Raw genomic sequence first — 23,519 nt, 5'->3', positions numbered from 1 at the left:
TGCCAATTTCAAGGAGTTCATGCCTCTAAGTTGAAAGGCAACTCGGAGCTGGAGGAACGTAATCAGTGCGCCCGGCGCGCCCGGCTGTCGCCCCCGCACACCTGCCCTAGGAGCTCCCCCATGCCTCCGTTCCCCCACACCAGCCACCTCGGCGGAGGGCTCACCCCACCCGACGAAACCGTCATCGATGACGTGATCCGCGAAGCCAACGCCATGCAACGACTCCTCGCACCCCCCGGCCGACTGACCTGGCTCACCGCTTGCCTCCGCCGCTTCATCACCGCGACCGCCGACGACGTCGAGACCGCCGCGAGCGCTCGCCCCGTCGGAGACCCCGTGCGGCTGGAAGCCCTCGTCGTCGTGCGGGAAGCCCGCTACCGGCTGCGGCTCGGCCCCGGTGACGGATACGTATCCGCGATCGCCTGCGTCAGAAGCCTGGGCCGAGCCGCCGAAGCCCTCCGTCACGAGCAGCGCCGCCTGCGCCGCGGCCTCGTCGCCGTGGCCGGCTCGTCAGGCCCCGGCGTCATCGTCCTCGCCCCGTCCGAGACCTGCCCCACCTGCCTCGAACTCGTCGAGCTGCGCCACCAGTTGGAGGTGCGGAAAGACTGGCTCGGCATGCGCGAGGCGAACACCCGCCTCGCCACCCACCGAACCGCCGCGCACGGTGCCGTAGAAGAACTGGCTGATGCTCGCCTCCGACGGGCTCCAGGACAACGAACCCTGGCGCAAAGGGAAGATCGTGGGTGGGCTGCGCAGTGAGGTCGAGGGAGTCCGCGACGGGGCGGGCCGTGCGGTGGGCGGCGAGCTGGCTGCGCAGCTCGGCCGACGATGGCGCCGCGGGCGGAGTCCGCGCCGCCCAGCTGCGCGATGACGCTCGGCGACCTCGACGGCGGCGTCCATAGCCGGTGGGAGGCGATCCCACCAGGCAGAACAGGGGCACATCACCCCGGCCTGGGTGATCTCCCACCACGTGGCGGCTCGCGGCAGGACGCCGGGGGCGGCTTCGGTGATCGGAGTCCGGCGGAAACAACCCGCCCAGCCGTCAGCGCTGCTCCTGTCCAGCGGGTACTGGTGAACCATGACTGGTACCTTCACCACCCGCACTGTCCACGTGACAACCGGCTCCGCCGAAACCATGCACGACCTGACGAACGCGTGCTCCGCGTTCCTCCGGGAGGTCGCTCACGGGAGAGACGGACTGCTGAACGTCTTCACCCCGCACGCGACGTCCGGCCTGGCTCTCATCGAGACCGGGGCCGGCAGTGACAACGACCTGCTGGCGGCCCTCCGTGAGGTTCTTCGCGCGGACGACCGCTGGCGGGACCGCCACGGCGGCGCGGGCCCCGGCCGCGATCACATGCTCCCGGCCCTGGTCCCGCCGCACGCCACGCTGCCGGTGGTCGGCGGTGAGCTGGAGCTGGGGAGCTCGCAGTCCGTCGTTCTGGTGACCACCGGGCGGGACACCGCCGACCGAAAGGTCCGGTTGTCCTTCCTCGGCTGACCGTACGCCGCGCTGCCCGGGCGTTCAGGGCCGCGGAGTGCTGCCGGTGTCGATGAGGATCTGTTCGGCCTGGGTGACATTGTCGGCCCGTACGGCTCTGGCCATTGCGGCCCGCGCCGCGTCGGGTGCCGCGTCGGGCGGGACCACCAGCAGGGCGAAGTGATCGTTGTCGCCCCGGCTGATGAGGACCGTGTCGTCACTGACAGGAAAGGAGTCGATGTGCACAACCCGGTCGTCGACGGTCAGCCGCGCCGGGAGCTCCTCCCAGGCACTCCCGTCCAGGCCCACGCGCATGATGGGCCCGAGGTGCTCGGTCAGGGCGGTGATCAGACCGGGAAGCTCGGCGTGGATGTCGCGGGAGCGCGGCCACCACGCGCCGTCCAGGACGCCCCCGCGCTCTTGTGTCGTCTCCAGCCGCAGGAGTGCCGTCCCAGGTCTCACGGCGTGGTGAATCGCATCCGGCAGAAGCCCGGGAAGGCGTGGGGTATCGGACGTGGCCATGGTGTGCTCGCCTGTCTCCGAGAGTTCCGGCGCATTCGCTCGTCGTCCGGCAATGTGCCGAGAGCACCGGGTGAAGCGCTCGCAGTAAACCCACCGTACTCCGCGGGCCGGCGGCGGGGTCGCCCGCAGGGCCGCCGTCGTACGCCCGTGCTCCCGCAAGATTGCCCGGTCGCGCGGGGCCTGTGGGCCGTCTGCCGGAGTAGGGTGAAGAAACCGGGAACGCTTCGTACACCGGCCTCCACGCGGGTGTCGTTCCTGGCGAGTCGCAATGCCGGGCCGACGACGAGCCCGGGGGCAGGTTGCATCATGGCCGTGACCATCGACCCTACGCCCACCGAGGAGCATGCCCCCTCGCCGCCCGCTCGCCTGTCCCTGACGTCAGGAACGGCGCCGGGGCTCCTGGACGGCTCCTGGTGGCCTCGCTCGCGTGACCTCTCCCGCGAGCTCCCCGCACTGGCGGAGAGGCTGGACCCCTCCTGGGGGCGGGTCGCCCGCGTCACGGTGAATCCGGCCTTCTGGCCCGTGATCCCGCGCAAGGTTCCCGTCACCGGACACACGGTGCACGTGGGGTGGTTCGCCAATGAGCAGGACCCCCACAAGCTCCTTGTGTTCTCCTGCACCGCGGACCGCCTGGACCTGCTGATCATCCCGCCGGAGACCGACCCGGCCGCGGCCGCCAGACTGATGTCCGCCGCGGCCACCCCCGGAGGCCTCCTCACCGCGAGCAGGCTGATGGAGGACGAGCGAGCGGCCGACGACGCGGCGGAGTCACGGGACCGCGAAGAGGAATGGGAGACCGAGGGCGGGACCGCGCCACCACCGGCCGGGAACCCGACCGGGCCTCCGCGCTCCGCCCGAGGGATGTGAAGGCAGTGGAGATCGCCGTCACCCTGGTCGTGATCCTGGGCCTGATCACTGCGGGAGCCCTCCTGATCCACCGGCTCAACGCCCAGCACGACGAACGGATCGCGAGCTTCCACTACAGCGGTGTCCTGCCGTGGCGCGACAGCAGAAGCCGGAAGCGCCCCCGGTCGGCCATCGACCCCGCCGGCCCCCTCCTCGCCCGTAACCGCCGCGAGCAACCGCACGGGGATCGCGAACGCCGCCGGATCTTCTCCGGACGGAGGAGGTGAACATGACGTCCGCACACACCACGCCCACTCCTGCCCCAGCGGATCCGGTGCCCCCGGCGGGGTGCGCCGACATTCGCGTCGTCGCCGCGTCCCCCGAGACCGCCCGCCGCGTCGCGGAAGTCCTCCGGCACTGCTTCGATTCCACCGAACAACGCAGCTACCCGGCCGGCCGCGAAGGCGGTACCCGGCTCCACCTCACCGTGGACACCACGCATCCCGCCGAACCCGCGCGATCCTGGCTGGCGACCAGCCGGGTTTCGGCTGCCGACCACCCACAGCACGGCGACGTCTGAACAGCCCGTGCAGGGCATGCCCTGCACAAACCACCAGGTCAGCGGCCCGAGGGGCATCGGTGAATCGCTACTTGGACTTCCCCGGCCTCACCCGGCGTGAAGGAGGCTCCTCCCCCTGCCAGGCTGCCGTGAACAGGAGCAGGGCCCCAGCCGGCGGACGCCGCGACCTCCCCTCGCCCCGTGTCCCGCGCCTCTCCTAAAGATCCGCGTGCTCCCCATACGCATTCTCCGGCTGCCGAACCCACGCCCCCAATAGCCGAAGCGCCTCTTCCGAACTGGAGCCTGCCTCGGCCGTGTAGACACTCAGCCGCTGATCCGGGTCGGCGGGCAGGGTGAGGGACTCGTAATTGAGGGTGAGCGGGCCCGCGACCGGGTGGTGGAAGTGTTTGCTGCCGTGCGTGTGGCGGTGCACGTTCTGATCGGCCCACCAGCGGCGGAAGTCCTCGTCGGCGATGGAGAGTTCGCCGACGAGTTCGGCCAGCAGCGGATCGTGGGGATGGCGTCCGGCGTCGCGCCGGAGCGAGGCGACGATGTCCTGGGCGTGGGTCTCCCAGTGGGTGTACAGCGAGCGCGCGGTCTCGTCGCGGAACATGAACCGCACCAGATTCCGCTCGCGGTGCGGCAGCGCGTCGAAGTCGGTGAGCAGCGCGCGTGCCATCCGGTTGGACGCGAGTACGTCCAGCCGCCGCCCCAGCACCAGGGCGGGGGTGTGCTCCAGGATCCGGAGCAGGTCGCGCAGGCCCGGGCGGACCGGCTGCGGACGCGTCGCCGCGCGGCGGGGGCGGCTCGCGGCGGGCCTGGCGAGCTGGAAGAGGTGGGTGCGTTCGACGGGATCGAGGCGCAGCGCGCGGGAGACGGCGTCCAGCACGGTCTCGGAGACGTTCAGCGGGCGTCCGCGCTCCAGGCGTATGTAGTAGTCGACGCTCACGCCCGCCAACTGCGCGACCTCTTCGCGGCGCAGTCCCGGCACCCGCCGGGAGCCCCCGTCGTCGGGCAGGCCCGCCTGGCGCGGGGTGATCCGTGCCCGCCGGGAGCGGAGGAACTCACCGAGTGCTGTGTTGCGGTCCATGCCGTTCACGATAGGGCCAAAGATCGCCCCGACGCCCGGCGAAGGGGGGACTGGCAGTCCCCCGGTCCGGCTGTCCCCGGGGCGAAGCGGACCCCCTTGAACCCCGTCGGCGGCCGATTCCGGTGCTGAAGTGGAACGCGTCGAGCCCGGCCGGGGCCCAACCGCCCCGGCCGGCCTCCGTTCGCACCGTACGAAGGGAACTCCTGTGTCGGACACCAAGACATTTCTGATCACCGGCGTCAGCACCGGCCTGGGCCGCGCGTTCGCGTGCGGCGCGCTGGCCGCGGGCCACCGGGTGGTGGGCACGGTGCGCACGCCCGCCGACGCACGGGCCTTCGCGGCGCTCGCCGGCGACGCGCACGCCCGCGTCCTGGACGTGACCGACCATGACGCGGTGGGCACGGTCGTGGCGGAGGCCGAGCGCGACCTGGGCCCGGTCGACGTCCTCGTCGCCAATGCCGGCTACGGCCATGAGGGCCTCTTCGAGGAGTCGTCGATGGACGACCTCCGCCGCCAGTTCGAGGTGAACGTCCACGGAACCGTGGCGGTGATCAAGGCCGTGCTGCCGCACATGCGGAAGCGCCGCTCGGGCCACATCATCGGCGTCACCTCGATGGGCGGGCTGACCACCATGCCGGGCCTCAGCTTCTACCACGGCAGCAAGTTCGCGCTGGAGGGCATCCTCGAAACGCTCGGCAAGGAGGTCGCCGCTCTCGGCGTCCATGTCACGGCCCTGGAGCCGGGCAGTTTCCGCACCGACTGGTCCGGCCGCTCGATGGTCCGCGCGCCCCGTGCGATCGCCGACTACGACGAGCTGTTCGAGCCGCTGCGCGCCCGGCGCATCCAGGGCCGGGGGCAGCAGCCGGGCGACCCGGACAAGGCCGCGGCCGCCGTGCTGCGCATCGTGGCGGCCGAGCGGCCGCCGGCCCGCCTGCTGCTCGGCACCGACGCGCTCCGGTACGTCCAGGCCGGACGCGACGCCTTCGAGCGCGACATGCTGGCATGGGCCGAACTGTCGGCCTCCACCGACTACGACGACGTCAGCCGGTCCGCCTGACGCCACGCGCCGTCGGGCCCCGGCGCGGGGCCTCGGCGGCGGCCGCCGTCACCTAAGGCTGAACTGACCGCACATCAGCCCAACTTGCTCAGCAACAGCTCCGCATCCCCCGTCGGCAGCTCGATCCCGAAGACATCCGCCAGCACCTTCGGCACCTCGCGCGGCTCCAGCTCCCGCGTCTCCGGGCGGGCGCCCGGCCTCGTCGTGGTCAGGGTGAGGTTGTCGAGCATGTGCAGGCGGTCCGGGTGGAGGCGCTGCGCCACGAGGCGGTTGCTGAAAGGGGATTGCGGGCTGCTCGCGCCGTAGTGGTTCGTCACCCGCAAGTCGGCCGGATACTGCGGGTCGAGCGTGAACGTGTGCCGGACCATCCAGCCGTCGCCCTCGCTCGTCGGCTGGTGGAGCGCCCACCCGTCGGCGCCCGGCGTGACCTCCTCGCGGCGCAGCCGGTACGCCCATACGCCGTCCGTCGTGTCCGTCGCGTCGGTCAGTTCGATGGGCTCCAGCGGGCTCCCCCCGAAGCCGATGTCGCTGAGCCAGCGCCTGCCTTCCAGTTCCACGATCACCATGGCGTGCGTCGCGGGCCTGATGGTGGTCGCGCCCAGCTGGACCCGGCCCTGGACCGCGAAGAAGCGGAATCCGAGGCGCTCCAGGGCCGCCGCGTAGAGGGTGACGTGCTCGAAGCACGTGCCGCCGAGCGGGCTGCCGATCAGTCTGGCCTGGACCGACTCGAGGTCGAGCGAGCGGCTCTTGCGCAGCACCGCCTCGACGTTCTCCCAGCGCACCGAGAGGACGTGCGCCCGGTGCAGCGCGCGCAGCGTCGCCAGGGTGGGGGAGCGGTCCCCTTCGTGGCCGAGGTGGGCCAGATAGGCGTCGAGGTCGAGTGCGTCGCCGTTCCACATGCGGAGGGTCTCCCTAGATCATCGTGATGCCGTCGCGTCGTTCGCTGGAACCGCGCCCGGCCACTGCCTAATGGTGCCAAGCCTTGCCGCCCACGTTGTGGATCATTCGCTGGAGGACCTTGAGGGCGCTGACGTACTCCTCGTCCGTGATGCCGTCGTGGGTGCGCTCCCGCGCGTCCTTCTGCCAGGCCGCGCACAGGGCCAGCACCCTTTCGCCCTCGCCGGTCAGGGTGATGCGGTTCTCCGCGCCGAGCGTGATCAGCCCCCGGTCGAGCAGGCCGTCGATCTCGGCGTCGAGGTCGTCGCCCGGCATGACGTAGTGGAGCAGCACGGACGTGGCCTCCTCGCGGGTCTGTCCATTCCGGTTGAGCACCCACCACTGCGGCTGCGATATCCCGTACTGCGCGAGCCCGCCCCGGATGTTCCCCACCACGGCCCGCCCGGCGGCGGTGGCCCAGTAGCCGATCGGCTGGTTGACCAGCTCGGCGTCGCTGTGCGAGTACTCCATGGTCCTGCCCTCACCATCTGTCGATCTTGGCTGGTGAGGAAAACGTAGAACCTGAATCAAACTTGAGGTCAAGCGCCGGCTGTCAGGAGGCGTCGGCCGCCGATCACGCGAGAGACCCGGCACCCCTCGAAGGGGCGCCGGGTCTCGTCGCATCCGGACAGGGCAATACAGCTAGCTCCGCACGCAGCTCGCCGCCGTGTGGAGGAAGGCCGGCCCGTCGAGGCCGGCGTCGCACGCGTGCGGGAGGCCGCTGAGGATCTGGAGGTTCTGGCCCGAGACCATCCCGCTCGCGCCCCAGTCGCGGGCGGGGGAGCCGTCGTGGGCGGCAGCGGCACCCGCGCTCCCGAGCAGTGCCCCGGCGGTCAGGACACCAGCGATGACAGGCTTACGGATGTGAGCACGCATGGAACGCCTTCTTCTCGTCGACGGGTGAGCCACAGGCGGCTCCGCCCATCTTCGGGGGCGCGGGGCGCTCCGGCCGGGGCAACGCCCCGTAAGGGTCCCCCTGCTAGCCGCATCACTCGTGGCCCAGGAAGACGGGGTTCGTCATCGCCGCCATGGCCCCCGACGCGTGCCGGACCTCGGCCCGCACGTACGCCGCGTACGACGGCGTCGTACGCCACTCGACGCGGCCGTCCGCCGGGACGGGCGCGGTGAAGAGCTGCCCCTGGTCCGTCACGAAGTGCGCCGTGCAGCCCGGGGCGCCCGTCACCTCCAGCCGCACGGCGACCGGCGAACCGGCGTCCACGCGCAGCCGTTCACCGATGCCCGCGTGCGCGCCCCGGTCGCCCGTCGCCGTGAACGACAGCTTCACCGCCGAGGATTCCGCGATCCAGCTGCGGCCGGAGCGGATGGCCTCCTGGAGCGCGGCGCGGGAGAGGTCGTCGGCGAGCACGACCGTCTGCGGCAGGCCGACGACCTGCGGCTCGCGGTGGGCGTCGCTGTTGCCCATGGCGGGCAGCCAGGGTCCGCCCTGGCGCACGGAGGCGACGAGGGTGTTGTCCCACTCGGCGATCGCGATCTCGTCGTCCGGGGTGAACGGGCCGTTCCACACCTCCACCGCGTCGGCGTCGGCGAAGCCGAACTTCCAGCCGCAGCCGACGCACGTCGCGTGCGGATGGGCGGGGACGACCAGGCCGCCCGCCCGGTGGATGGCGCGCGCGAAGCGGCCGAAGGCGTGGTCCCGGGCGCGGTAGCGCCAGTCGAGGAAGACGCCGGGGTCGGTGCCGAGGGCGACCACGTGGCCGTTGCGCGTGGTGATCTCCTCGCCGGTGAGGATCAGCAGGTCGTCACCCCACAGCCCCTCCCACGCGCCGTGCGCGGACGTCGTGTTGTGCTCGGTCGTCGTGATCCAGTCCAGCCCGGCGGCGCGCGCCGCGGCCGCGATCTCGGCGGGGGTGCGCTTGCCGTCGGAGTGGACGCTGTGCAGGTGGTTGTCGCCGCGGTACCACGCGCGCCCCCGCCCCTTCGCCCGCTGCGGCGGGTGCACCGGGGCCGGCGTACGGCCCGCCGGGCCGTAGCGGAGGGTCACCGTCACCTCATACGCCAGGCCCTGCGGCGCGACCGTGTAGGGCCCGAGGACCACATGCCAGGTGCCGGCCCGCACGGGACCCGCGAGATAGCCGGGCGTCGCACGCTCGGCGCTGATCGCGAACTCCGTGCGCGCCCCGCCCGACCAGCCCCGGAAGCCGCGCCCGCCCAGCTCCGTGCCGCGCTCGTCGAAGATGCCGATGTCACAGGCGTTGCCCTGGGTGCCGGGCGGGACGGACGGCCGGTCGTAGGTGTAGGACACGGCCAGCTCCCGGACGCCGTCCGGCACCTCCACCGGGAGATAGACGTAGTCCGGCGCACCGGTCGGCAGCCGGCCGGTGACCTTGCGGGACTCCTCGCCGCCGGTCCGCGCGTCGGCGTGGGCGAACGTCACGCCTTCGAGCGTAAGCGCGCCGGCGGCGCCCGCGGTGATCCTCAGCAGTTCACGTCTGCGCATCTGTGCCTCCGGCTGGAAGGGAGGGCCGCCAGGGACACCGTTGTACGCCCGGGTGGCGCGCGGGGGAACGGGCGCGGGCGGGTGGATTGCGGTCCGCGGGCGGTCCCGGGCGGTCCGGGGTGGATTCGCCGGGCCCCGGGAGGGCCGTACGGGTAAGGCGGGATTACGACAGTCGCATGGCGCGACCGGCCGGTCGGCCCCCCTGACGCCCCGTTGGGCATACGGTGACAGCCGGAACCCCGGGGGTGACCCACGTCACCCCGCGCCAGCCACAGCCCCGACGGAGGTGCCCCGGATGCGGATTGCCACCACGGTCTTTCTCACCGACGAGACGATCAGCCCCGTCCGGCTCGCGCGCGAGCTGGAACAGCGCGGCTTCGACGGGCTCTACCTCCCCGAACACACCCACATCCCCGTCAGCCGCGACACCCCCGCGCCGATGGGCGGCCCGCTGCCGCGCGAGTACGGCCGCGCGCTCGACCCGATCGTGGCGCTCGGACAGGCGGCGGCGGTCACCGAGCGGATCACGCTCGGCACGGGCGTGGCGCTTGTCGCCCAGCACGACCCGGTCCACCTCGCGAAGCAGGCCGCCACCCTCGACCACGTCAGCGGCGGCCGCTTCACGCTCGGCATCGGCTTCGGCTGGAACGTGGAGGAGGCCGCCGACCACGGCGTGCCCTGGGCGCGGCGGCGCGAGCTGGTCCGCGACCGGATGGCACTGATGCGGGCCCTGTGGGCGGACGAACCGACCGCGTACGAGGGCGAGTTCGGCTCCGTGAGCGCGAGCTGGGCCCACCCCAAGCCGGTGCGCCCGCCACGCGCCCGGAAGGGCGGTGAGCCGCTGGTCGGCCCCCGGATCCTCATCGGCGGCGCGGCCGGGCCGAAGCTTTTCGCGCACATCGCGGAGTACGCGGACGGCTGGCTGCCGGTGGGCGGCAGCGGCCTGCGGGACACGATCCCGCAGCTCCGCGAGGCGTGGTCCGCGGCGGGGCGCCCCGGCGAGCCGGAGGTGGTGCCGTACGCGGTGCGGCCGTCGGCGGGGAAGCTCTCGCATTTCGCGGAGTTGGGGTTGCGGGAGGTCGTGGTGGGTCTGCCGTCGGCGGGGGAGGGGGAGGTGCTTCGGGCGCTGGACGCGCATGCGGATTTTCTGTGACCGGTGGTGGGCGCCTGCGGCGGGCTTTTTCCCCGGCCCCCGGGTGCGGGTTCGTCGGCCTGCGGTGCTTTTTCCCCAGCCCTGCCCCTTCCCGGCTGCGTCTGATGTGCGGCTCCGCCGCGTGGGGGGAGACCCCGGACCCCAGCGGCCTGCGGCCGCGTCCTCAAACTCCCCCAGCTACCGCTGGGAGGTGCCCCCAACGGGCTGGAAAGCCAGCCCGTCCGGCGTTTGAGGACATCGCGGCGAAGCCGTGTTGCTGGGGGTCTGGGGGATCACCCCCAGTTTCGGGAAGGGGCGGGGCTGGGGAAAAAGCCCGCCGCAGGCGCCCCACGGCGGAGCCGTACCCGCGGACACAGACCCCGTGGGGGTTACTGACGGTGCCCCAGAGCCGCCCGCGACCCCGTCGCATAGGCTCGGACAATGACTTCCCGTGCCCACGAAAACTCGCAGGCAGGACCCACCGCCAACGCCATGCGGCGGGCGCTCAGGCGCGCCCGCGACGGGGTGGCGCTGGACGTGAGCGAGGCCGCCGTGCTGCTCCAGGCACGCGGCGCGGATCTCGACGACCTGTGCGCGTCCGCCGCGCGCGTGCGCGACGCCGGGCTGGAAGCCGCCGGGCGGCCCGGTGTCATCACGTACTCCAAGAGCGTCTTCATCCCGCTCACCCGCCTGTGCCGCGACAAGTGCCACTACTGCACCTTCGCGACCGTGCCGGGCAAGCTGCGCCGCGCGGGCCACGGGATGTTCATGTCGCCCGACGAGGTGCTGGCCATCGCCCGGCGCGGCGCCGAGCTCGGCTGCAAGGAAGCGCTGATCACCCTCGGGGACAAGCCGGAGGACCGCTGGCCCGAGGCCCGCGAGTGGCTGGAGGCCGAGGGGTACGACGACACCATCGCGTACGTCCGCGCCATGGCGATCCGCATCCTGGAGGAGACCGGGCTGCTGCCCCACCTCAACCCGGGCGTCATGACCTGGACGGACTTCCAGCGGCTCAAGCCGGTCTCCCCCTCGATGGGGATGATGCTGGAGACCACGGCCGAGCGGCTGTGGAGCGAGCCCGGCGGCCCGCACTACGGCTCGCCCGACAAGGAACCGGCCGTCCGGCTGCGCGTCCTGGAGGACGCCGGCCGCAGCTCCGTGCCCTTCACCAGCGGGCTGCTGCTGGGCATCGGGGAGACGCCCGAGGAGCGCGCGGAGTCGCTGTTCGCGCTGCGCCGCGTCTCCCGCGCCTACCACGGCATCCAGGAACTCATCATGCAGAACTTCCGCGCCAAGCCGGACACGGCGATGCGCGGCATGCCGGACGCGGAGCTGGACGACCTGGTCGCCACCGTCGCCGTCGCCCGGCACATCATGGGCCCGTCCGCCTGCCTCCAGGCGCCGCCCAACCTCGTGGACGACGAATACGCGCGGCTCATCGGCGCGGGCATCGACGACTGGGGCGGCGTCTCGCCGCTCACCCCCGACCACGTCAACCCCGAGCGCCCCTGGCCGCAGATCGAGGAGCTGGCCGAGCGCTCGGCGGCCGCGGGCTTCGAGCTGAAGGAACGTCTCGCCGTCTACCCCGAGTTCGTCCAGCGCGGCGAGCCCTGGCTGGACCCCCGGCTGCTGCCGCACGTCCGCGCGCTCGCCGACCCGGAGACGGGCCTGGCCCGCGAGGACGCCGTGGTGGAGGGGCGCCCCTGGCAGGAGCCGGAGGACGTCTTCGTCGCCGCGGGCCGTACGGACCTGCACCGCGCCGTCGACACGGAGGGTCGCACCGGCGACCGGCGTGAGGACTTCGACGAGGTGTACGGCGACTGGGAGGCGCTGCGCGAGGCCGCCGCCCCCGGCATGGTGCCCTCCCGCATCGACGGCGACGTGCGCGCCGCCCTGTCCCAGGCCGCCGACGACCCCACCAAGCTCACGGACTCCGAGGCGCTCGCCCTGCTGCACGCCGACGGCCCCGCCCTCGACGCGCTGTGCCGCATCGCGGACGAGCTGCGCCGGGCGACGGTCGGTGACGACGTCACGTACATCGTCACGCGCAATATCAACTTCACCAACGTCTGCTACACCGGCTGCCGTTTCTGCGCGTTCGCCCAGCGCCGCACGGACGCCGACGCCTACACCCTGTCCCTGTCGCAGGTCGCCGACCGGGCCCAGCAGGCGTGGGACGTGGGCGCGGTCGAGGTCTGCATGCAGGGCGGCATCCACCCGGACCTGCCGGGCACGGCCTACTTCGACATCGCGCGCGCGGTGAAGGAGCGCGTCCCCGGCATGCACGTCCACGCCTTCTCGCCGATGGAGGTCGTCAACGGCGCGACGCGCACGGGCATGTCCGTCCGCGAGTGGCTGACCGCCGCCAAGGAGGCCGGGCTCGACACCATCCCCGGCACGGCCGCCGAGATCCTCGACGACGAGGTCCGCTGGGTCCTCACCAAGGGCAAGCTGCCCACCGCGACGTGGATCGACGTCGTGAGGACGGCGCACGAGGTGGGCATCCGGTCCTCGTCCACGATGATGTACGGGCACGTGGACCAGCCCCGGCACTGGCTCGGCCACTTCCGGACGCTCGCGCGCATCCAGCAGGAGACGGGCGGCTTCACGGAGTTCGTGACCCTGCCCTTCATCCACACCAACGCCCCCGTCTACCTCGCGGGCATCGCCCGCCCCGGTCCGACGATGCGTGACAACCGGGCGGTCACGGCGATGGCCCGGGTGCTGCTGCACCCGCACATCACCAACATCCAGACGAGCTGGGTCAAACTGGGCGCCGACGGCGCGGCGGAGATGCTGCGCTCCGGGGCGAACGACCTGGGCGGCACGCTGATGGAGGAGACCATCTCCCGCATGGCGGGCTCTTCTTACGGTTCGTACCGCTCTGTCCAGGACCTCGTCGCGATAGCGGAGTCGGCGGGCCGCCCGGCACGCGCGCGCACCACGCTCTACGGCGAGGTGTCACAGGAACGGCTGTCGGCGGCGGCGATGTCGGACGGCCATCTGCCGGAATTGCTGCCGGTTCTGGAGGATTAGGACACCGCGCGCCGGTGCGAACGTTGCTGATCTGTTGATTTGCCTCAATGGATCAGCGACGTGCGCTGCATAGAGTTACGCGCATGTCTTGGCCTCAGAATCCCCAGCAGCCCCACCAACCTCAGCAGCGCCCGGAGGCCACGGCCGTCGATCAGCCCGCCGTGGCGCCGCCCGGCGGCGGGCTGCACGCGCAGCCGACCGTCTTCGCGCAGCCGGCCGTGACCCCGCCGCCTCCGCCGGGGACGCAGCCGCCCCCGCCGTCCGGGATGCAGCCGCCGCCCCCGCCGGGCATGCGGCCGCCGTCCCCGTACGGCACGCAGCCGCCCGCTCCCGCGCCCGCGCCGCAGGGGAAGAGCAACAAGACCCTGCTCGCCGTCGTCGGCGGTGTCGTGGCGCTGGCCGTCATCGGCGGTGGCGCGTTCTTCCTGCTGAAGGACGACAAGAAGAGCGACGAGGCCAAGAAGGACGACAAGGGGCAGAGCGTCATCGCCCCCGACCCGGGCGCCAAGAAGGGCGACAAGCCCACGGGCGGCGACAGCCCGGCGCCCTCGGGCACGCGGCCGATGGTCGCCGGCTGGCAGACGCAGACCGCCAGGGAGTACCGCTTCCGGTACGACGTGCCGGGCAAGGACGCGCAGTGGAACCTCCTGCCGCAGGACACCATGACGTCGTACGTCGACGAGTCCGGCAAGCCGCAGATCACGATGCGCGACGTGGCCCACTTCCGCGAGGGCGGCTGCTCCTCCAGCGCCAACCCCAAGGCACTCGGCGAGGCGGGCAAGGGTCAGCTCGCCACGGTCGGCACCATGGGCGGCGACCCGTCGCTGAGCATCCAGGAGAACGCCCGGAACTGGGCGGGCAACTGGGGCTTCTTCGCCTACGGCGGCAAGGCGAACAAGCCGAAGATCGAGGTGTCCGAGGCCAAGCCGTGGAAGCACAACGGCATCGACGGCTGGACGGCGACGGCCAAGGTGACCGTGTCCAACCGCCCGAGCGCCTGCGTTCCGGCCACCGCGATCTCCAAGAGCATCGTGGAGAAGCTGCCGGACGGGAAGTTCCACAGCTGGGTCATCTACGCGGACCAGGGCGTGCCCGACGCGCTGCCGGAGGCCGAGATCGACAAGATCATGGCCACGGTCCGGCCCGCCAAGGGCTGAAGCCCCCGGTGAGGGGCGCCATTACAGTGCTGTAGCTGTAGCTGTAGCTGTAGCTGTAGCTGTAGCTGTAGCTGTAGCTGTAGCTGTAGCCGTGCCGGGCACCGACCGGACGGGACGAAGCGACGCCAGGAGGCCAGGACGTGACCACGACCGCCGGCGCGACCCCCGCGCTGTGGAGCCGAGCGGAGCAGCAGGACTTCCGCGCCCGGGTGCGCGGCTGCCTGCTCGGCGGGGCGATCGGCGACGCGCTCGGCGCGGGCATCGAGTTCGACTCCCTCGACGCGATCCGCGCCACCCACGGACCGGAGGGCGTCACCGACTACGTGCCCGCGTACGGGCGGCGCGGGGCGATCACCGACGACACCCAGATGACGCTCTTCACCGTGGACGGGCTGATACGGGCCCATGTGCGGCGGGACACGGGGGCCTGGCACCCGCCCACCGACGTGCACCGCGCCCACCTCCGCTGGGCCGCCACCCAGCGCGCCTGGGGCCCCGACGAGCGCGAGCCGGACGCCGGCTGGCTGGCGCGCGAGGAGTGGCTGTACGCGCGGCGGGCACCCGGCAACGCGTGTCTGTCCGGCCTCGCCGACACCACCATGGGCACCTTGGAGGCACCCAGGAACCCCGGCTCCAAGGGGTGCGGCGCGGTGATGCGCTCCGCGCCGTTCGGACTGCTGGTGGGCTGGGAGCCGGAGCTCGTCTTCCAGCTCGCCGCCGAGTGCGCCGTGCAGACGCACGGCCACCCGTCGGGGTATCTGGCGTCGGGCGCCTTCGCCGTCATCGTGCACGGCGCCGCGCGCGGCGACGGTTTGGACGGCGCGGTCCAGCGGGCGCTGGCCGTCCTGGCCACCCACCCCGGCCACGAGGAGACCAGCGGCGCCCTTCAGCAGGCACTCGGCGCGGTGCGGCAGGGGATGCCGTCGCCCGAGCGGGTCGCCTCCCTGGGCGAGGGCTGGGTGGCGGAGGAGGCGCTCGCCATCGGCGTCTACTGCGCGCTGGTGGCCGAGGACGTACGCCACGGCCTCCTGCTCGCGGTCAACCACGGCGGGGACTCCGACTCCACGGGCTCCCTGTGCGGCAATCTCCTCGGCGCCCTGCACGGCGAGACGGCTCTGCCGGCGCCCTGGGTGGTGGAGTTGGAGGGGCGCGCGACGATCCTTGAACTGGCGGACGACTTCGCGATGGAGCTGACGCAGGGGGCGAGCTTGCACGGTCCGGCGGAGCGGTCTGCTTGGCTGGGGCGGTATCCGAGGTAGGGTGCGGGCCGGTTGCGGGGTGCGGGTCGGCTGCCGGTCGCGCCTGCGGCGGGCTTCTTCCCCAGCCCCGCCCCTTCCCGAAACCGGGGAGACCCCGGACCCCAGCGGCCTGCGGCCGCGTCCTCAAACTCCCCCAGCTACCTCCCCCAGACTCCGTCCGGGGGTGCCCCCAGAGGTGCCCCCAACGGGCTGAATATTCAGCCCGTCCGGCGTTTGAGGACAACGCGGCGAAGCCGTGTTGCGGGGTCTGGGGCGCAGCCCCAGTCGGGAAGGGGCGGGGTAGGGGAACAAGCCCGCCGCAGGCGTCAGTCGGCCCGCACCCGACAGCCGCACCGCCGCAGGCGCACGCGAACCCGCCCCCAGAAACGGCCGAGCCCCCTCAGCCGCAAGGATGAGAGGGCTCCGCACGGGACTGCGAAGAGAATCGGATCGGCCGAAGGATCAGGCGGCAGAGGTGACGGTCGCCACGAACGCGGACCAAGCGTCCGGGCTGAAGCTCAGCGCCGTACGCTGAGGCTCCTTGGAGTCACGAACCGCGATGGTCCGGGGGAGGGGGGAGGCGACCTCCACGCAGTCGCCGTTGGCCAGCGAGTACGAAGACTTACGCCACGTGGTGTTTCCCTGCTGGATCGCCATGATTGCTCCCATGCCTTGGGTGAGTCGCTGTCGATATCGCCCGGGTGTCAGGCCGGTGGTCCGACCGATTTCCCAGACGCCGACGACGGTACGCGCCAACATCAGCTGATGAATGGCCCATTCACTCGACCGGATGGCATATCCCGGGAGCCTCTTCCTGGAACAGGATGTGCGGTGTACCGTGCGGCCCTTTCGAGCCTCAGCCTGTCGCCCACTCCTCGCCGACCCGCTCGATGAACTGCCGCGAGTTCTCGGCGTTGAGTGCCTGCATCCGCAAATGCTCATACATCACGCTGTAGGTCTGGACATCATTCGGCTTCTCCAGATACAGGTCGCTGGTGATGCCCTCCAGATAGACGGTGCTGGCGTCCTGCGGGTCGTTGAATTCGAGGATGCAGAACTTGCCGTACATCCCCGGGTGCGCGCCCACGTCGTACGGCAGCACCTGCACGGTGATGTGGGGCTGCAAGCTGAACTCGACCAGTTTGCGCATCTGTTCCTGCATGATGGCCCGGCTGCCCACGATCCGGCGCAGCGCCGACTCGTCGATGACGGCCCACAGCCGCAGCGGGTTGTCGGGGTCGGTGATGCGCTCCTGGCGGCGCATGCGGACCTGCACGCGGCGCTCGATGTCGGCCGCCGTGGCCTCCGGCCAGGAGCCTTCCGTCACCGCGCTCGCGTAGTTGGGGGTCTGCAACAGGCCCGGGACCAGCGACGCCTCGTAGACCCGCAGCGAGGCGGCGTCGGTCTCCAGGCCGATGTAGACGCTGTAGGGGATGTCGCCGAAGGCATGCCACCAGCCTTGCTGGCGCGACTCCTTCGCCATCTGCATCAGCGAATCGACGATGCGGTGGTCCTCGACCCCGTACACCCCGCACAGGTCGCGGACGTCACGCTGGCTGATGCTCCGTCGGCCGTTCTCCAGCCTGCTGATCTTCGACTGCGAGACAAGTAGCCGCTCGGCCACTTCCTCGGCGGTCATGCCCTTGAGTTCGCGGAGCTTGCGCAGCTCCTGCCCCAAGTGGCGTCGCCTAACGGTGGGATTGACACTGGACGCCACGGGACGCACCTCCGGCTCCGTCATGCTCTGTCTCCTGACCTCGCAGCCTGCCACCACTGGCCGGGGCGGCGCTGGAAAACGGCCTACACAGGGTCCACCGGCGGTGACCCGCGGCAAGGGCCCGTGACGTGCGGCGGCGCGGCGGGACGGCAGACGCGTGCGCGGGGCGGCGGACCGTGCCGCCGTCCCGGGCGACAGGCCCACCACCCCGCGCGGTTCCGCGGCTCCCGGACCGGGCCGGAGGACTGCGGTGCGGCCGGTGGAGCTGGTGGAGCTGAGGGTGTGTCACATATGTGCCGGAAAACTGCCGAAGCTGTACTGCGCGTCGTGCTGGGGGTGTTACCGGGGCCGCCGGCGGTGCCGGCCGCGGCATCGCCGCGATGCCGGACTGCCTGGCGGCTTGACGATTCACCGGCTGGGGGACCGGTTCAGGAAGCGCCCGCGCGGGCCATCACGCCCGCCCCGTGCGCCACCTGCTGAGCGGAGGCCCCGGAGGGCTCCACCGCGGCCCGGACGGACGTCGAGCGGCGTCCTGAGCCGTTGCCGCCGCCGGCCGTGGCCGGCTGTCGCCGTGGTTGTGCGGCGACGCCGTTCTGCACATCCATGACGGCGTGGGCCACGAGCCCGCCCATCGGGTCGTGCCTGATCAGATCCCGGAGCCGGGAGCGGGACGACCGCCCCTCGTTACCGGGGTAGAGATGCTTGCCCAGACCCACCGCGTGGGCCAGCGCGGCCAGCGCCGCGGTCCGCGGGTCCGGCGGCACGCCGGTGCGGATCGCGCTGTCCAGCCGGGCCCTGATCTCCCGGCTGATGGCCGTGTCCGTGGCCTGATAGCGGGTCGTCGGCAGCACCCCGCACATCTGGCCCGCCACGGCATGCACCATGCCGCACCGCTCCAGGTGCGTGAGATACGTCTGACGCAGCCCCAGCCGGGGCCCGCCGATCCAGTGGACGGCGCGGACCGGGCTGCCGCGGCGACGCAGCAGCTCCAGTGCGGAGTCCAGGGTCGGATCTCCTGTCGGCCGTGGCATCACCACGGCGATACGATCCCCGTCTGGGGCTATCCGTCCGGCCAGAGCCAGCTCGACGAGCTGTGCCCCGGCGAGACCGAGGTCGAGCGACTGCGGCTGCGCCGTGGTACCCGTGGCCGGGTCCAGGGCGAGCAGCAGAAGCTCCTCCGGAATTGTTCTGCGGCTCCTGCCCATCCATGCCTCCCCGCGTGGATGAGTGACAGGGTGACCCCTCTCACATTGGTCTGTCGAGAGCGCGTGGTGGCTTCGGGTGGGAACCGGTAGGTATGTCGTCTCGTCTAGCACGTCGGTGAGGCCAGTCGAAGCCCTTTGACGGTGCGGTTGCGCGGTGGCGAGGCGGCGACGAAGGACACTGGTAAGCGTTGTGAAGGTCCAGGGCGGGGCAGTCGCGCCCCGTGACGGCGTGTATGGCGTGTATGGCGTGGGAATTCGAGGAGGCATCGGTGGCGGGCGAGTCCCCCGACAAGTCGGAGCAGCGGAAGTCGTCGGGGGAGACGACTGAAGGCGAGCGCGACCCGCGGCTGGGGGTTTTCCGGGAATCGGAAACCTCCGCCGCGTCCGACGCGCGGCCTTCGAAGTCCGAGGAATCCCCCGGGCGGGCGGACGCGGATTCCGACGAAAAGCCGCCCGTTTCGCCGGGCGAGGACCCGGGCAAGGCGGCGGTGCGCGGCGGTGACGCGCGCCTGAAGGCCGCCGTCGCGGCGTGGGTGGCCGACGCGGCCGAGACGGACGACGACGCCGGCGCGGACAAGCCCGCGGACGACGACAAGAAGCCCGAGCCCGCCGCCGACCGCGCCACCGCCGTCTTCGGCACCCTGCGCCCGAAGGCCGACGCCGACAAGGCCGCTGGTGACAAGGCCGGCAAGGCCGCCGAGGCCGACGGCGACAAGTCCGCGAACGGCTCGGGGAAGCCCGCCGCCGACCGTGCCACGGCCGTCTTCGGCACGCTGCGCCCGAAGGGCGACGCCGACAAGGCCGCCGGTGACAAGGCCGACGCCGGCAAGGCCGCGAACGGGAACGGTGCCGGTGAGCCGGCCGCCGACCGCGCCACCGCTGTCTTCGGCACCCTGCGTCCGAAGGCGGACGGCGAGAAGGCCGACGCCGGCAAGCCCGCCGCCGCTTCCGGCAAGTCCGGCGACGGCGCCCAGAAGCCCCGCTGGGTCCGAGCGACCGACGCCGAGGACAAGCCCGAGGCCGCCGGTGAGCCCACGGCCGACCAGGCCACCGCCGTCTTCGGCGCGGTGCGCCCGAAGGCCAAGGACGGCACCGCGAAGGCCGAGGGCGACAAGCCCGCCGCCGATCAGCCGACCGCCGTCTTCGGCGCGGTCAAGGCCCCGGCCGGGGCCGCTCCCGCCAAGCGCGGCTCCGACGACCAGCCGACCGCGCTCATCAAGGCCCCCGAAGCGCCCGCGAAGCCCGGCTCCGACGACCAGCCCACCGCGCTGATGAAGGCGCCGAAGGCGCCCGCGGCCGAGTCGGACTCCGAGCGCACCAGCCAGTTCGTGCCGCTGAAGTCCCTGGACGGCGCGCCCGCGAAGCCCGCCGGGAAGCCGGCCATACCCGTCACGGTCACCTCGCCCCCCGCCCCGCCGAAGACGGATCCGAAGGCGTCGGCGAAGCCGCAGGAGCCGTCCGGCCCGAAGCCCGGGGCGGACGCCCCGCCCGCGCAGCCCGCCGCGCCGCTGGACCTGCTCGCGCAGCTGACGAACACGCCGCCGCCCGAGCCCACCCCGGTCCGCAACACGCTGCGCCGCGTGAAGATCTACACGCCGATCGTGGCGCTGCTGGCGATCATCTTCTGCGTCGTGCAGGCGTTCCGCCCGCTGCCCGCCCCGAAGCTGACGACGGACTCCGCGAAGGCCACGTACACCTTCCAGGGCCAGAAGTTCGCCATGCCGTGGCCCGACCAGGGCCAGGCCGCGGCCAAGGTCGCCGGGGTCGGCAGCCTGGGCACGTACGGCGACGAGACGCCCACGCCGACCGCGAGCGTCGCCAAGGTGATGACCGCGTACGTGATCCTCAAGGGCCACCCGCTCAAGAAGGGCGACAAGGGTCCCGACATCACGGTCGACGCGCAGGCCGAGCAGGACTCGCACGCCAAGGACGAGTCCCTGGTGACCCTGAAGCAGGGCGAGAAGGTCTCGGAGTACGACCTGCTCCAGATGCTGCTCATCCCCTCGGGCAACAACGCGGCCCGCCTGCTGGCCCGCTGGGACGCCCAGTCCAAGGAGGCGTTCGTCGCGAAGATGAACGACGCGGCGAAGTCGCTGGGCATGACCCACACGACCTACACCGACCCCAGCGGCCTGGACGAGACGACCAAGAGCACGGCCGTCGACCAGCTGAAGCTGGCCGAGGAGGTCATGAAGGACGACGTCTTCCGGGAGATCGTGGCCAAGCCCAACACCAACGTCGCCGGTGGCCAGCACCTGAACAACAACAACGACGAGCTGCTGATCAAGCCGGGCGGCCTCGGCATCAAGACGGGTTCCTCCACCCCGGCCGGCGGCACGCTGATGTGGGCCGCCAAGCGGACCATCAACGGCAAGGAGAACCTGATCCTCGGCGTCACGATGGCCCAGCACTTCAAGGGCGGTCCCGACGTCAACGCCGAGATGAGCCTGAAGCTGGTCAAGAAGGTCAGCTACAAGATGATCGAGGACGTGCAGAACGCGCTGACCTCGGCGAAGCTCGTCAGCAAGGGCGACGTCGTGGGCTACGTCGACGACGGCCTGGGCGGGAAGACCCCGGTCGTCGCCACCCGCGACCTCACCGGTGTCGGCTGGCCCGGCATGACCGCGAAGCTCGTCGTCGGCAAGGGCGACAAGCCCGTGCCGCACTCCGCGAAGGCGGGCACCGAGGTCGGCGAGCTGACCGTGGGCAGCGGCCCGAACGCGGTGAAGGTGCCGGTGGCCCTCCAGAAGCCGCTGGCCGAGCCCGGCTTCGGCGCGAAGCTGACGCGCCTCGGCTGAGCCGCCGGGCAGCAAAGACGCGAGGCTCCTGGTCCGTACGAGTGCGTACGGACCAGGAGCCCTTTCTCGGTGAAGGCCGCTTCGGCCCGGCGTGCTAGCGTCGCGAGGGTTTGAGTACGGCCGGAACGCCGTGCCGCTACCCGTGGCAACCGGGACAGCGTGAAGATGGGGGCCAGGACCTCGGGGGAGACGGGGAGAGCAGCAGTGACCACCGTGGGGCCGACGCGCGCCGGGAAACCGGAGGAGCCGTCCGGCAAGAAGGACACCCCCTCCCGGATACGGGTACCCGACCGCCCGCCGCAGGGCGGCGGGAGCGTGCGGGAGCGCCTGCCGCACGCCGCTCGCACTCTCGCCGGGCGGCCGGTGCTCACCACGCTCCTCGTGGCCGCGCTGCTGCACGTGCTGTGGATCCTGGTGTTCGCCAACAGCGGCGGGGACCTGGCCGCCCAGGACGCCTGGGCGGAGTTCGCGCTCCAGCACCCGTCGTCGGCGTACAACCTCTCCTGGTACGGCGGGATGCACCCCGTCTCGTACAGCGCGATCTCGCCGTATCTGATGGCCCAGCTCGGCGTCCGGCCCACCATGATGATCGCGGGCACGGTGTCCGCCGGGCTGATCGCCCTGCTGCTGGTGCGCAGCCGCGCCGTGCGGCGGCCCCTGTGGCCCGCGCTCTACGGCGCGCTCGCGCTGACCGGCAACGCGATCTCCGGGCGGGTGACGTTCGGGCTCGGCATGATGTTCGGGCTGGCGGCCGTGGCCGCGATCTTCGCGTGGCCCGCGCGGTGGCGCAACGAGGGCCGGTACAAGTGGGGGCGGGCCGCGCTCGCCGGGGCGGCGGCCGCGCTGGCCACCGCGGGGAGCCCGGTCGCCGGTCTCTTCGTGGGCATCGTGGCGGCCGCGCTGTGGCTCGGCAAGCGCCGTCCCGCGGCGTACGCGCTGGGGCTGCCGCCGGTCGCGGTGGTCGCCCTGTCGGCCTGGCTGTTCCCCTTCTCCGGCCAGCAGCCGATGTTCTTCCCCTCGGCGATCCTGCCGCTGCTCAGCGGGATCTTCGGGGTCGTCTTCGTGCCCAGGCAGTGGCGCACGGTGCGGATGGTGTCGGCGCTCTACGTCCTCGGTGTGCTGCTGGTCTGGCTGATCCCGTCGCAGATCGGCACGAACATCTCCCGGCTCGGCATGGTCTTCGGCGGGGTCGTGCTCGTCGCCGTCCTCACGGAGCGAAAGGTTCCGCCGCGTGCGGAGCTGCTGCGCTCGGCCCGGGGCTGGACCGCGCTTGTCCTCGCCGCGCTCACCTGCACGATCTGGCAGGCCACCAGCGCGATCGGCGACATCATGCACACCACGCCCGCCGCCTCCTGGGCGCGGGAGCTCGCGCCCCTGGTCGACCGGCTGCACAAGCTGGACGCCGACCGCGGGCGCGTCGAGGTCGTGCCCGCCCGCAGCCACCGCGAGGCGTCGGCCCTCGCGCCGTACGTCAACCTGGCCCGCGGCTGGAACCGGCAGGCGGACCGCGAGCGCAACCCGCTCTTCTACGAGCCCGACCTGCTCAACCCCTCCAGCTACCGCGCCTGGCTCGACCGCTGGGCCGTGCACTACGTCGTGCTGCCCACCGGCGAGCCCGACGACGCCGCCAAGGCGGAGGCCAAGCTCGTCGTCAAGGGCCAGCCGTATCTGCGGCAGGTGTGGTCCGACGACAACTGGCGGGTCTACGCGGTCGACGCGCCGACCCCGCTCGCCGACCCGCCGGCCGTCGTGGACCGCGTCGAGGCCAACGAGGTCACGATCACCGTGAGGTCCGCGGGCCCGGTGCTCATCCGGATCCCGTACTCCCCGTGGCTGAGCGTCGTCGACAAGGACGGCAAGGCCGTCCAGCCGCCGAAGCCGGGGCCGCACGGGGAGCCGGCGGTCAATGTGAACGGGTGCCTGGTGAAGCAGGTGCAGGAGTCTCGGGCGGGGGAGCCTGAGGATGACTGGACGATGCTTTACGCTCCGCGGGCCGGCACGTATCGGATCGCCTCGCCTTATAAGTTGCCGCGTGGCACGGGGTGCCCGGAGAATCTGGCGCGTTGACCCGCCTGCGGCGGGGCGCTTCTTTCTTCCCCAGCCCCGCCCCTTCCCGGCTGCGTCTGATGTGCGGCTCCGCCGCGTGGGGGGCAAGCCCCCAGACCCCCGCAACACGCTTCGCGCGTTGTCCTCAATCGCCGGACGGGGGGGGGGGGGGGGGGGGGGGGGAGACTGAAAACGCCCCGTGCGCGCGGGAGGGCCCTCAACGAGGGCCCTCCCACGAGATG

General features: G+C 72.1%; 21 protein-coding genes. 12 read left to right on the top strand and 9 right to left on the bottom strand.

Annotated elements, in window-relative coordinates; genetic code table 11:
• Positions 1 to 120 precede the first annotated feature (120 nt).
• Together ACZ4A5_RS05735 and ACZ4A5_RS05730 are read left to right on the top strand one after the other, a co-directional pair.
• Positions 121 to 759 carry a DUF6415 family natural product biosynthesis protein gene (locus tag ACZ4A5_RS05735; protein ID WP_467578773.1) on the top strand — a complete coding sequence of 213 codons (639 nt, stop codon included), beginning with the start codon at positions 121 to 123 and terminating at the stop codon, positions 757 to 759.
• 319 nt (positions 760 to 1,078) lie between these two features.
• The gene (locus ACZ4A5_RS05730) at positions 1,079 to 1,501 is read left to right on the top strand and encodes a YjbQ family protein (RefSeq protein ID WP_467578771.1); all 423 of its coding nucleotides are present in this window, start codon (positions 1,079 to 1,081) and stop codon (positions 1,499 to 1,501) included.
• Between the two features lie 24 nt (positions 1,502 to 1,525).
• Here the strand turns inward: ACZ4A5_RS05730 and ACZ4A5_RS05725 are convergent, their stop codons facing one another.
• On the bottom strand, positions 1,526 to 2,002 hold the full coding sequence (locus ACZ4A5_RS05725; protein ID WP_467578769.1) for a DUF5994 family protein: 477 nt from the start codon (positions 2,000 to 2,002) through the stop codon (positions 1,526 to 1,528).
• Between the two features lie 306 nt (positions 2,003 to 2,308).
• Between ACZ4A5_RS05725 and ACZ4A5_RS05720 the strand changes: the two genes are divergently transcribed.
• Genes ACZ4A5_RS05720 through ACZ4A5_RS05710 form a run of 3 tightly spaced genes read left to right on the top strand, consistent with a single transcriptional unit; the run spans position 2,309 to position 3,428 of the window.
• Positions 2,309 to 2,869, top strand: a complete 561-nt coding sequence (locus ACZ4A5_RS05720; RefSeq protein ID WP_467578767.1) for a DUF5994 family protein — start codon at positions 2,309 to 2,311, stop codon at positions 2,867 to 2,869.
• A 5-nt stretch (positions 2,870 to 2,874) separates the two neighbouring features.
• Positions 2,875 to 3,135 carry a hypothetical protein gene (locus tag ACZ4A5_RS05715; RefSeq protein WP_467578765.1) on the top strand — a complete coding sequence of 87 codons (261 nt, stop codon included), beginning with the start codon at positions 2,875 to 2,877 and terminating at the stop codon, positions 3,133 to 3,135.
• Positions 3,136 to 3,137: 2 nt separating this feature from the next.
• The gene (locus tag ACZ4A5_RS05710) at positions 3,138 to 3,428 is read left to right on the top strand and encodes a hypothetical protein (protein ID WP_467578763.1); all 291 of its coding nucleotides are present in this window, start codon (positions 3,138 to 3,140) and stop codon (positions 3,426 to 3,428) included.
• 196 nt (positions 3,429 to 3,624) lie between these two features.
• Here the strand turns inward: ACZ4A5_RS05710 and ACZ4A5_RS05705 are convergent, their stop codons facing one another.
• The gene (locus tag ACZ4A5_RS05705; RefSeq protein WP_467578761.1) at positions 3,625 to 4,497 is read right to left on the bottom strand and encodes a helix-turn-helix transcriptional regulator; all 873 of its coding nucleotides are present in this window, start codon (positions 4,495 to 4,497) and stop codon (positions 3,625 to 3,627) included.
• A 205-nt stretch (positions 4,498 to 4,702) separates the two neighbouring features.
• Here ACZ4A5_RS05705 and ACZ4A5_RS05700 point away from each other — a divergent pair, with 205 nt between their 5' ends.
• Positions 4,703 to 5,554, top strand: coding sequence for an oxidoreductase (locus ACZ4A5_RS05700; RefSeq protein WP_467578759.1), 852 nt, complete (start codon positions 4,703 to 4,705; stop codon positions 5,552 to 5,554).
• 74 nt (positions 5,555 to 5,628) lie between these two features.
• Here ACZ4A5_RS05700 and ACZ4A5_RS05695 read toward each other — a convergent pair whose 3' ends face one another.
• From ACZ4A5_RS05695 to ACZ4A5_RS05680, 4 genes are all read right to left on the bottom strand, one after another.
• Positions 5,629 to 6,453, bottom strand: coding sequence for an arylamine N-acetyltransferase family protein (locus ACZ4A5_RS05695; protein WP_467578757.1), 825 nt, complete (start codon positions 6,451 to 6,453; stop codon positions 5,629 to 5,631).
• A 67-nt stretch (positions 6,454 to 6,520) separates the two neighbouring features.
• Positions 6,521 to 6,961: a MarR family transcriptional regulator gene (locus ACZ4A5_RS05690; protein ID WP_467578755.1), complete on the bottom strand. Its 441-nt coding sequence runs from the start codon at positions 6,959 to 6,961 to the stop codon at positions 6,521 to 6,523.
• A gap of 171 nt (positions 6,962 to 7,132) precedes the next feature.
• Positions 7,133 to 7,366, bottom strand: a complete 234-nt coding sequence (locus tag ACZ4A5_RS05685) for a hypothetical protein (RefSeq protein WP_467578753.1) — start codon at positions 7,364 to 7,366, stop codon at positions 7,133 to 7,135.
• A gap of 112 nt (positions 7,367 to 7,478) precedes the next feature.
• Complete coding sequence (locus tag ACZ4A5_RS05680) at positions 7,479 to 8,948, bottom strand: CehA/McbA family metallohydrolase (protein WP_467578751.1); 1,470 nt, start codon at positions 8,946 to 8,948, stop codon at positions 7,479 to 7,481.
• Between the two features lie 295 nt (positions 8,949 to 9,243).
• Here ACZ4A5_RS05680 and ACZ4A5_RS05675 point away from each other — a divergent pair, with 295 nt between their 5' ends.
• The 4 genes from ACZ4A5_RS05675 (at position 9,244) to ACZ4A5_RS05660 (ending at position 15,532) form a co-directional block, all read left to right on the top strand.
• Complete coding sequence (locus ACZ4A5_RS05675; RefSeq protein ID WP_467578749.1) at positions 9,244 to 10,101, top strand: LLM class F420-dependent oxidoreductase; 858 nt, start codon at positions 9,244 to 9,246, stop codon at positions 10,099 to 10,101.
• Positions 10,102 to 10,521: 420 nt separating this feature from the next.
• Positions 10,522 to 13,116, top strand: a complete 2,595-nt coding sequence (locus ACZ4A5_RS05670) for a bifunctional FO biosynthesis protein CofGH (RefSeq protein WP_467578747.1) — start codon at positions 10,522 to 10,524, stop codon at positions 13,114 to 13,116.
• Between the two features lie 83 nt (positions 13,117 to 13,199).
• Positions 13,200 to 14,273, top strand: a complete 1,074-nt coding sequence (locus tag ACZ4A5_RS05665) for a DUF8017 domain-containing protein (protein WP_467578745.1) — start codon at positions 13,200 to 13,202, stop codon at positions 14,271 to 14,273.
• 140 nt (positions 14,274 to 14,413) lie between these two features.
• Positions 14,414 to 15,532: an ADP-ribosylglycohydrolase family protein gene (locus ACZ4A5_RS05660; protein WP_467578743.1), complete on the top strand. Its 1,119-nt coding sequence runs from the start codon at positions 14,414 to 14,416 to the stop codon at positions 15,530 to 15,532.
• A gap of 441 nt (positions 15,533 to 15,973) precedes the next feature.
• Here the strand turns inward: ACZ4A5_RS05660 and ACZ4A5_RS05655 are convergent, their stop codons facing one another.
• From ACZ4A5_RS05655 to ACZ4A5_RS05645, 3 genes are all read right to left on the bottom strand, one after another.
• On the bottom strand, positions 15,974 to 16,168 hold the full coding sequence (locus tag ACZ4A5_RS05655; RefSeq protein ID WP_467578741.1) for a DUF397 domain-containing protein: 195 nt from the start codon (positions 16,166 to 16,168) through the stop codon (positions 15,974 to 15,976).
• Positions 16,169 to 16,367: 199 nt separating this feature from the next.
• On the bottom strand, positions 16,368 to 17,228 hold the full coding sequence (locus ACZ4A5_RS05650) for a helix-turn-helix domain-containing protein (protein WP_467579125.1): 861 nt from the start codon (positions 17,226 to 17,228) through the stop codon (positions 16,368 to 16,370).
• Between the two features lie 428 nt (positions 17,229 to 17,656).
• Entirely contained in the window at positions 17,657 to 18,433 is a 777-nt protein-coding gene (locus tag ACZ4A5_RS05645; protein ID WP_398869083.1) for a GOLPH3/VPS74 family protein, read from the bottom strand.
• A gap of 242 nt (positions 18,434 to 18,675) precedes the next feature.
• Here ACZ4A5_RS05645 and ACZ4A5_RS05640 point away from each other — a divergent pair, with 242 nt between their 5' ends.
• On the top strand, positions 18,676 to 21,231 hold the full coding sequence (locus tag ACZ4A5_RS05640; RefSeq protein WP_467578739.1) for a D-alanyl-D-alanine carboxypeptidase family protein: 2,556 nt from the start codon (positions 18,676 to 18,678) through the stop codon (positions 21,229 to 21,231).
• A gap of 204 nt (positions 21,232 to 21,435) precedes the next feature.
• Positions 21,436 to 23,298 (top strand): MFS transporter, encoded by a 1,863-nt coding sequence (locus ACZ4A5_RS05635; protein ID WP_467578737.1) that lies wholly within the window; start codon positions 21,436 to 21,438, stop codon positions 23,296 to 23,298.
• Positions 23,299 to 23,519: the final 221 nt, after the last annotated feature.

It is taken from the genome of Streptomyces sp. NPDC025618 (assembly GCF_055558795.1).
Note: the sequence above shows the minus strand (reverse complement) of the source record. Positions and strands in the feature narration are given on the sequence as shown.

What these genes read in the sequence shown, in the direction of transcription:
- ACZ4A5_RS05735 (WP_467578773.1), top strand. Translation starts at nt 121, where the DNA reads ATGCCTCCGTTCCCCCACACCAGCCACCTCGGCGGAGGGCTCACCCCA.
- ACZ4A5_RS05730 (WP_467578771.1), top strand. Translation starts at nt 1,079, where the DNA reads ATGACTGGTACCTTCACCACCCGCACTGTCCACGTGACAACCGGCTCC.
- ACZ4A5_RS05725 (WP_467578769.1), bottom strand. Translation starts at nt 2,002, where the DNA reads ATGGCCACGTCCGATACCCCACGCCTTCCCGGGCTTCTGCCGGATGCG.
- ACZ4A5_RS05720 (WP_467578767.1), top strand. Translation starts at nt 2,309, where the DNA reads ATGGCCGTGACCATCGACCCTACGCCCACCGAGGAGCATGCCCCCTCG.
- ACZ4A5_RS05710 (WP_467578763.1), top strand. Translation starts at nt 3,138, where the DNA reads ATGACGTCCGCACACACCACGCCCACTCCTGCCCCAGCGGATCCGGTG.
- ACZ4A5_RS05705 (WP_467578761.1), bottom strand. Translation starts at nt 4,497, where the DNA reads ATGGACCGCAACACAGCACTCGGTGAGTTCCTCCGCTCCCGGCGGGCA.
- ACZ4A5_RS05695 (WP_467578757.1), bottom strand. Translation starts at nt 6,453, where the DNA reads ATGTGGAACGGCGACGCACTCGACCTCGACGCCTATCTGGCCCACCTC.
- ACZ4A5_RS05690 (WP_467578755.1), bottom strand. Translation starts at nt 6,961, where the DNA reads ATGGAGTACTCGCACAGCGACGCCGAGCTGGTCAACCAGCCGATCGGC.
- ACZ4A5_RS05685 (WP_467578753.1), bottom strand. Translation starts at nt 7,366, where the DNA reads ATGCGTGCTCACATCCGTAAGCCTGTCATCGCTGGTGTCCTGACCGCC.
- ACZ4A5_RS05680 (WP_467578751.1), bottom strand. Translation starts at nt 8,948, where the DNA reads ATGCGCAGACGTGAACTGCTGAGGATCACCGCGGGCGCCGCCGGCGCG.
- ACZ4A5_RS05675 (WP_467578749.1), top strand. Translation starts at nt 9,244, where the DNA reads ATGCGGATTGCCACCACGGTCTTTCTCACCGACGAGACGATCAGCCCC.
- ACZ4A5_RS05670 (WP_467578747.1), top strand. Translation starts at nt 10,522, where the DNA reads ATGACTTCCCGTGCCCACGAAAACTCGCAGGCAGGACCCACCGCCAAC.
- ACZ4A5_RS05665 (WP_467578745.1), top strand. Translation starts at nt 13,200, where the DNA reads ATGTCTTGGCCTCAGAATCCCCAGCAGCCCCACCAACCTCAGCAGCGC.
- ACZ4A5_RS05655 (WP_467578741.1), bottom strand. Translation starts at nt 16,168, where the DNA reads ATGGCGATCCAGCAGGGAAACACCACGTGGCGTAAGTCTTCGTACTCG.
- ACZ4A5_RS05645 (WP_398869083.1), bottom strand. Translation starts at nt 18,433, where the DNA reads ATGGGCAGGAGCCGCAGAACAATTCCGGAGGAGCTTCTGCTGCTCGCC.
- ACZ4A5_RS05640 (WP_467578739.1), top strand. Translation starts at nt 18,676, where the DNA reads ATGGCGTGGGAATTCGAGGAGGCATCGGTGGCGGGCGAGTCCCCCGAC.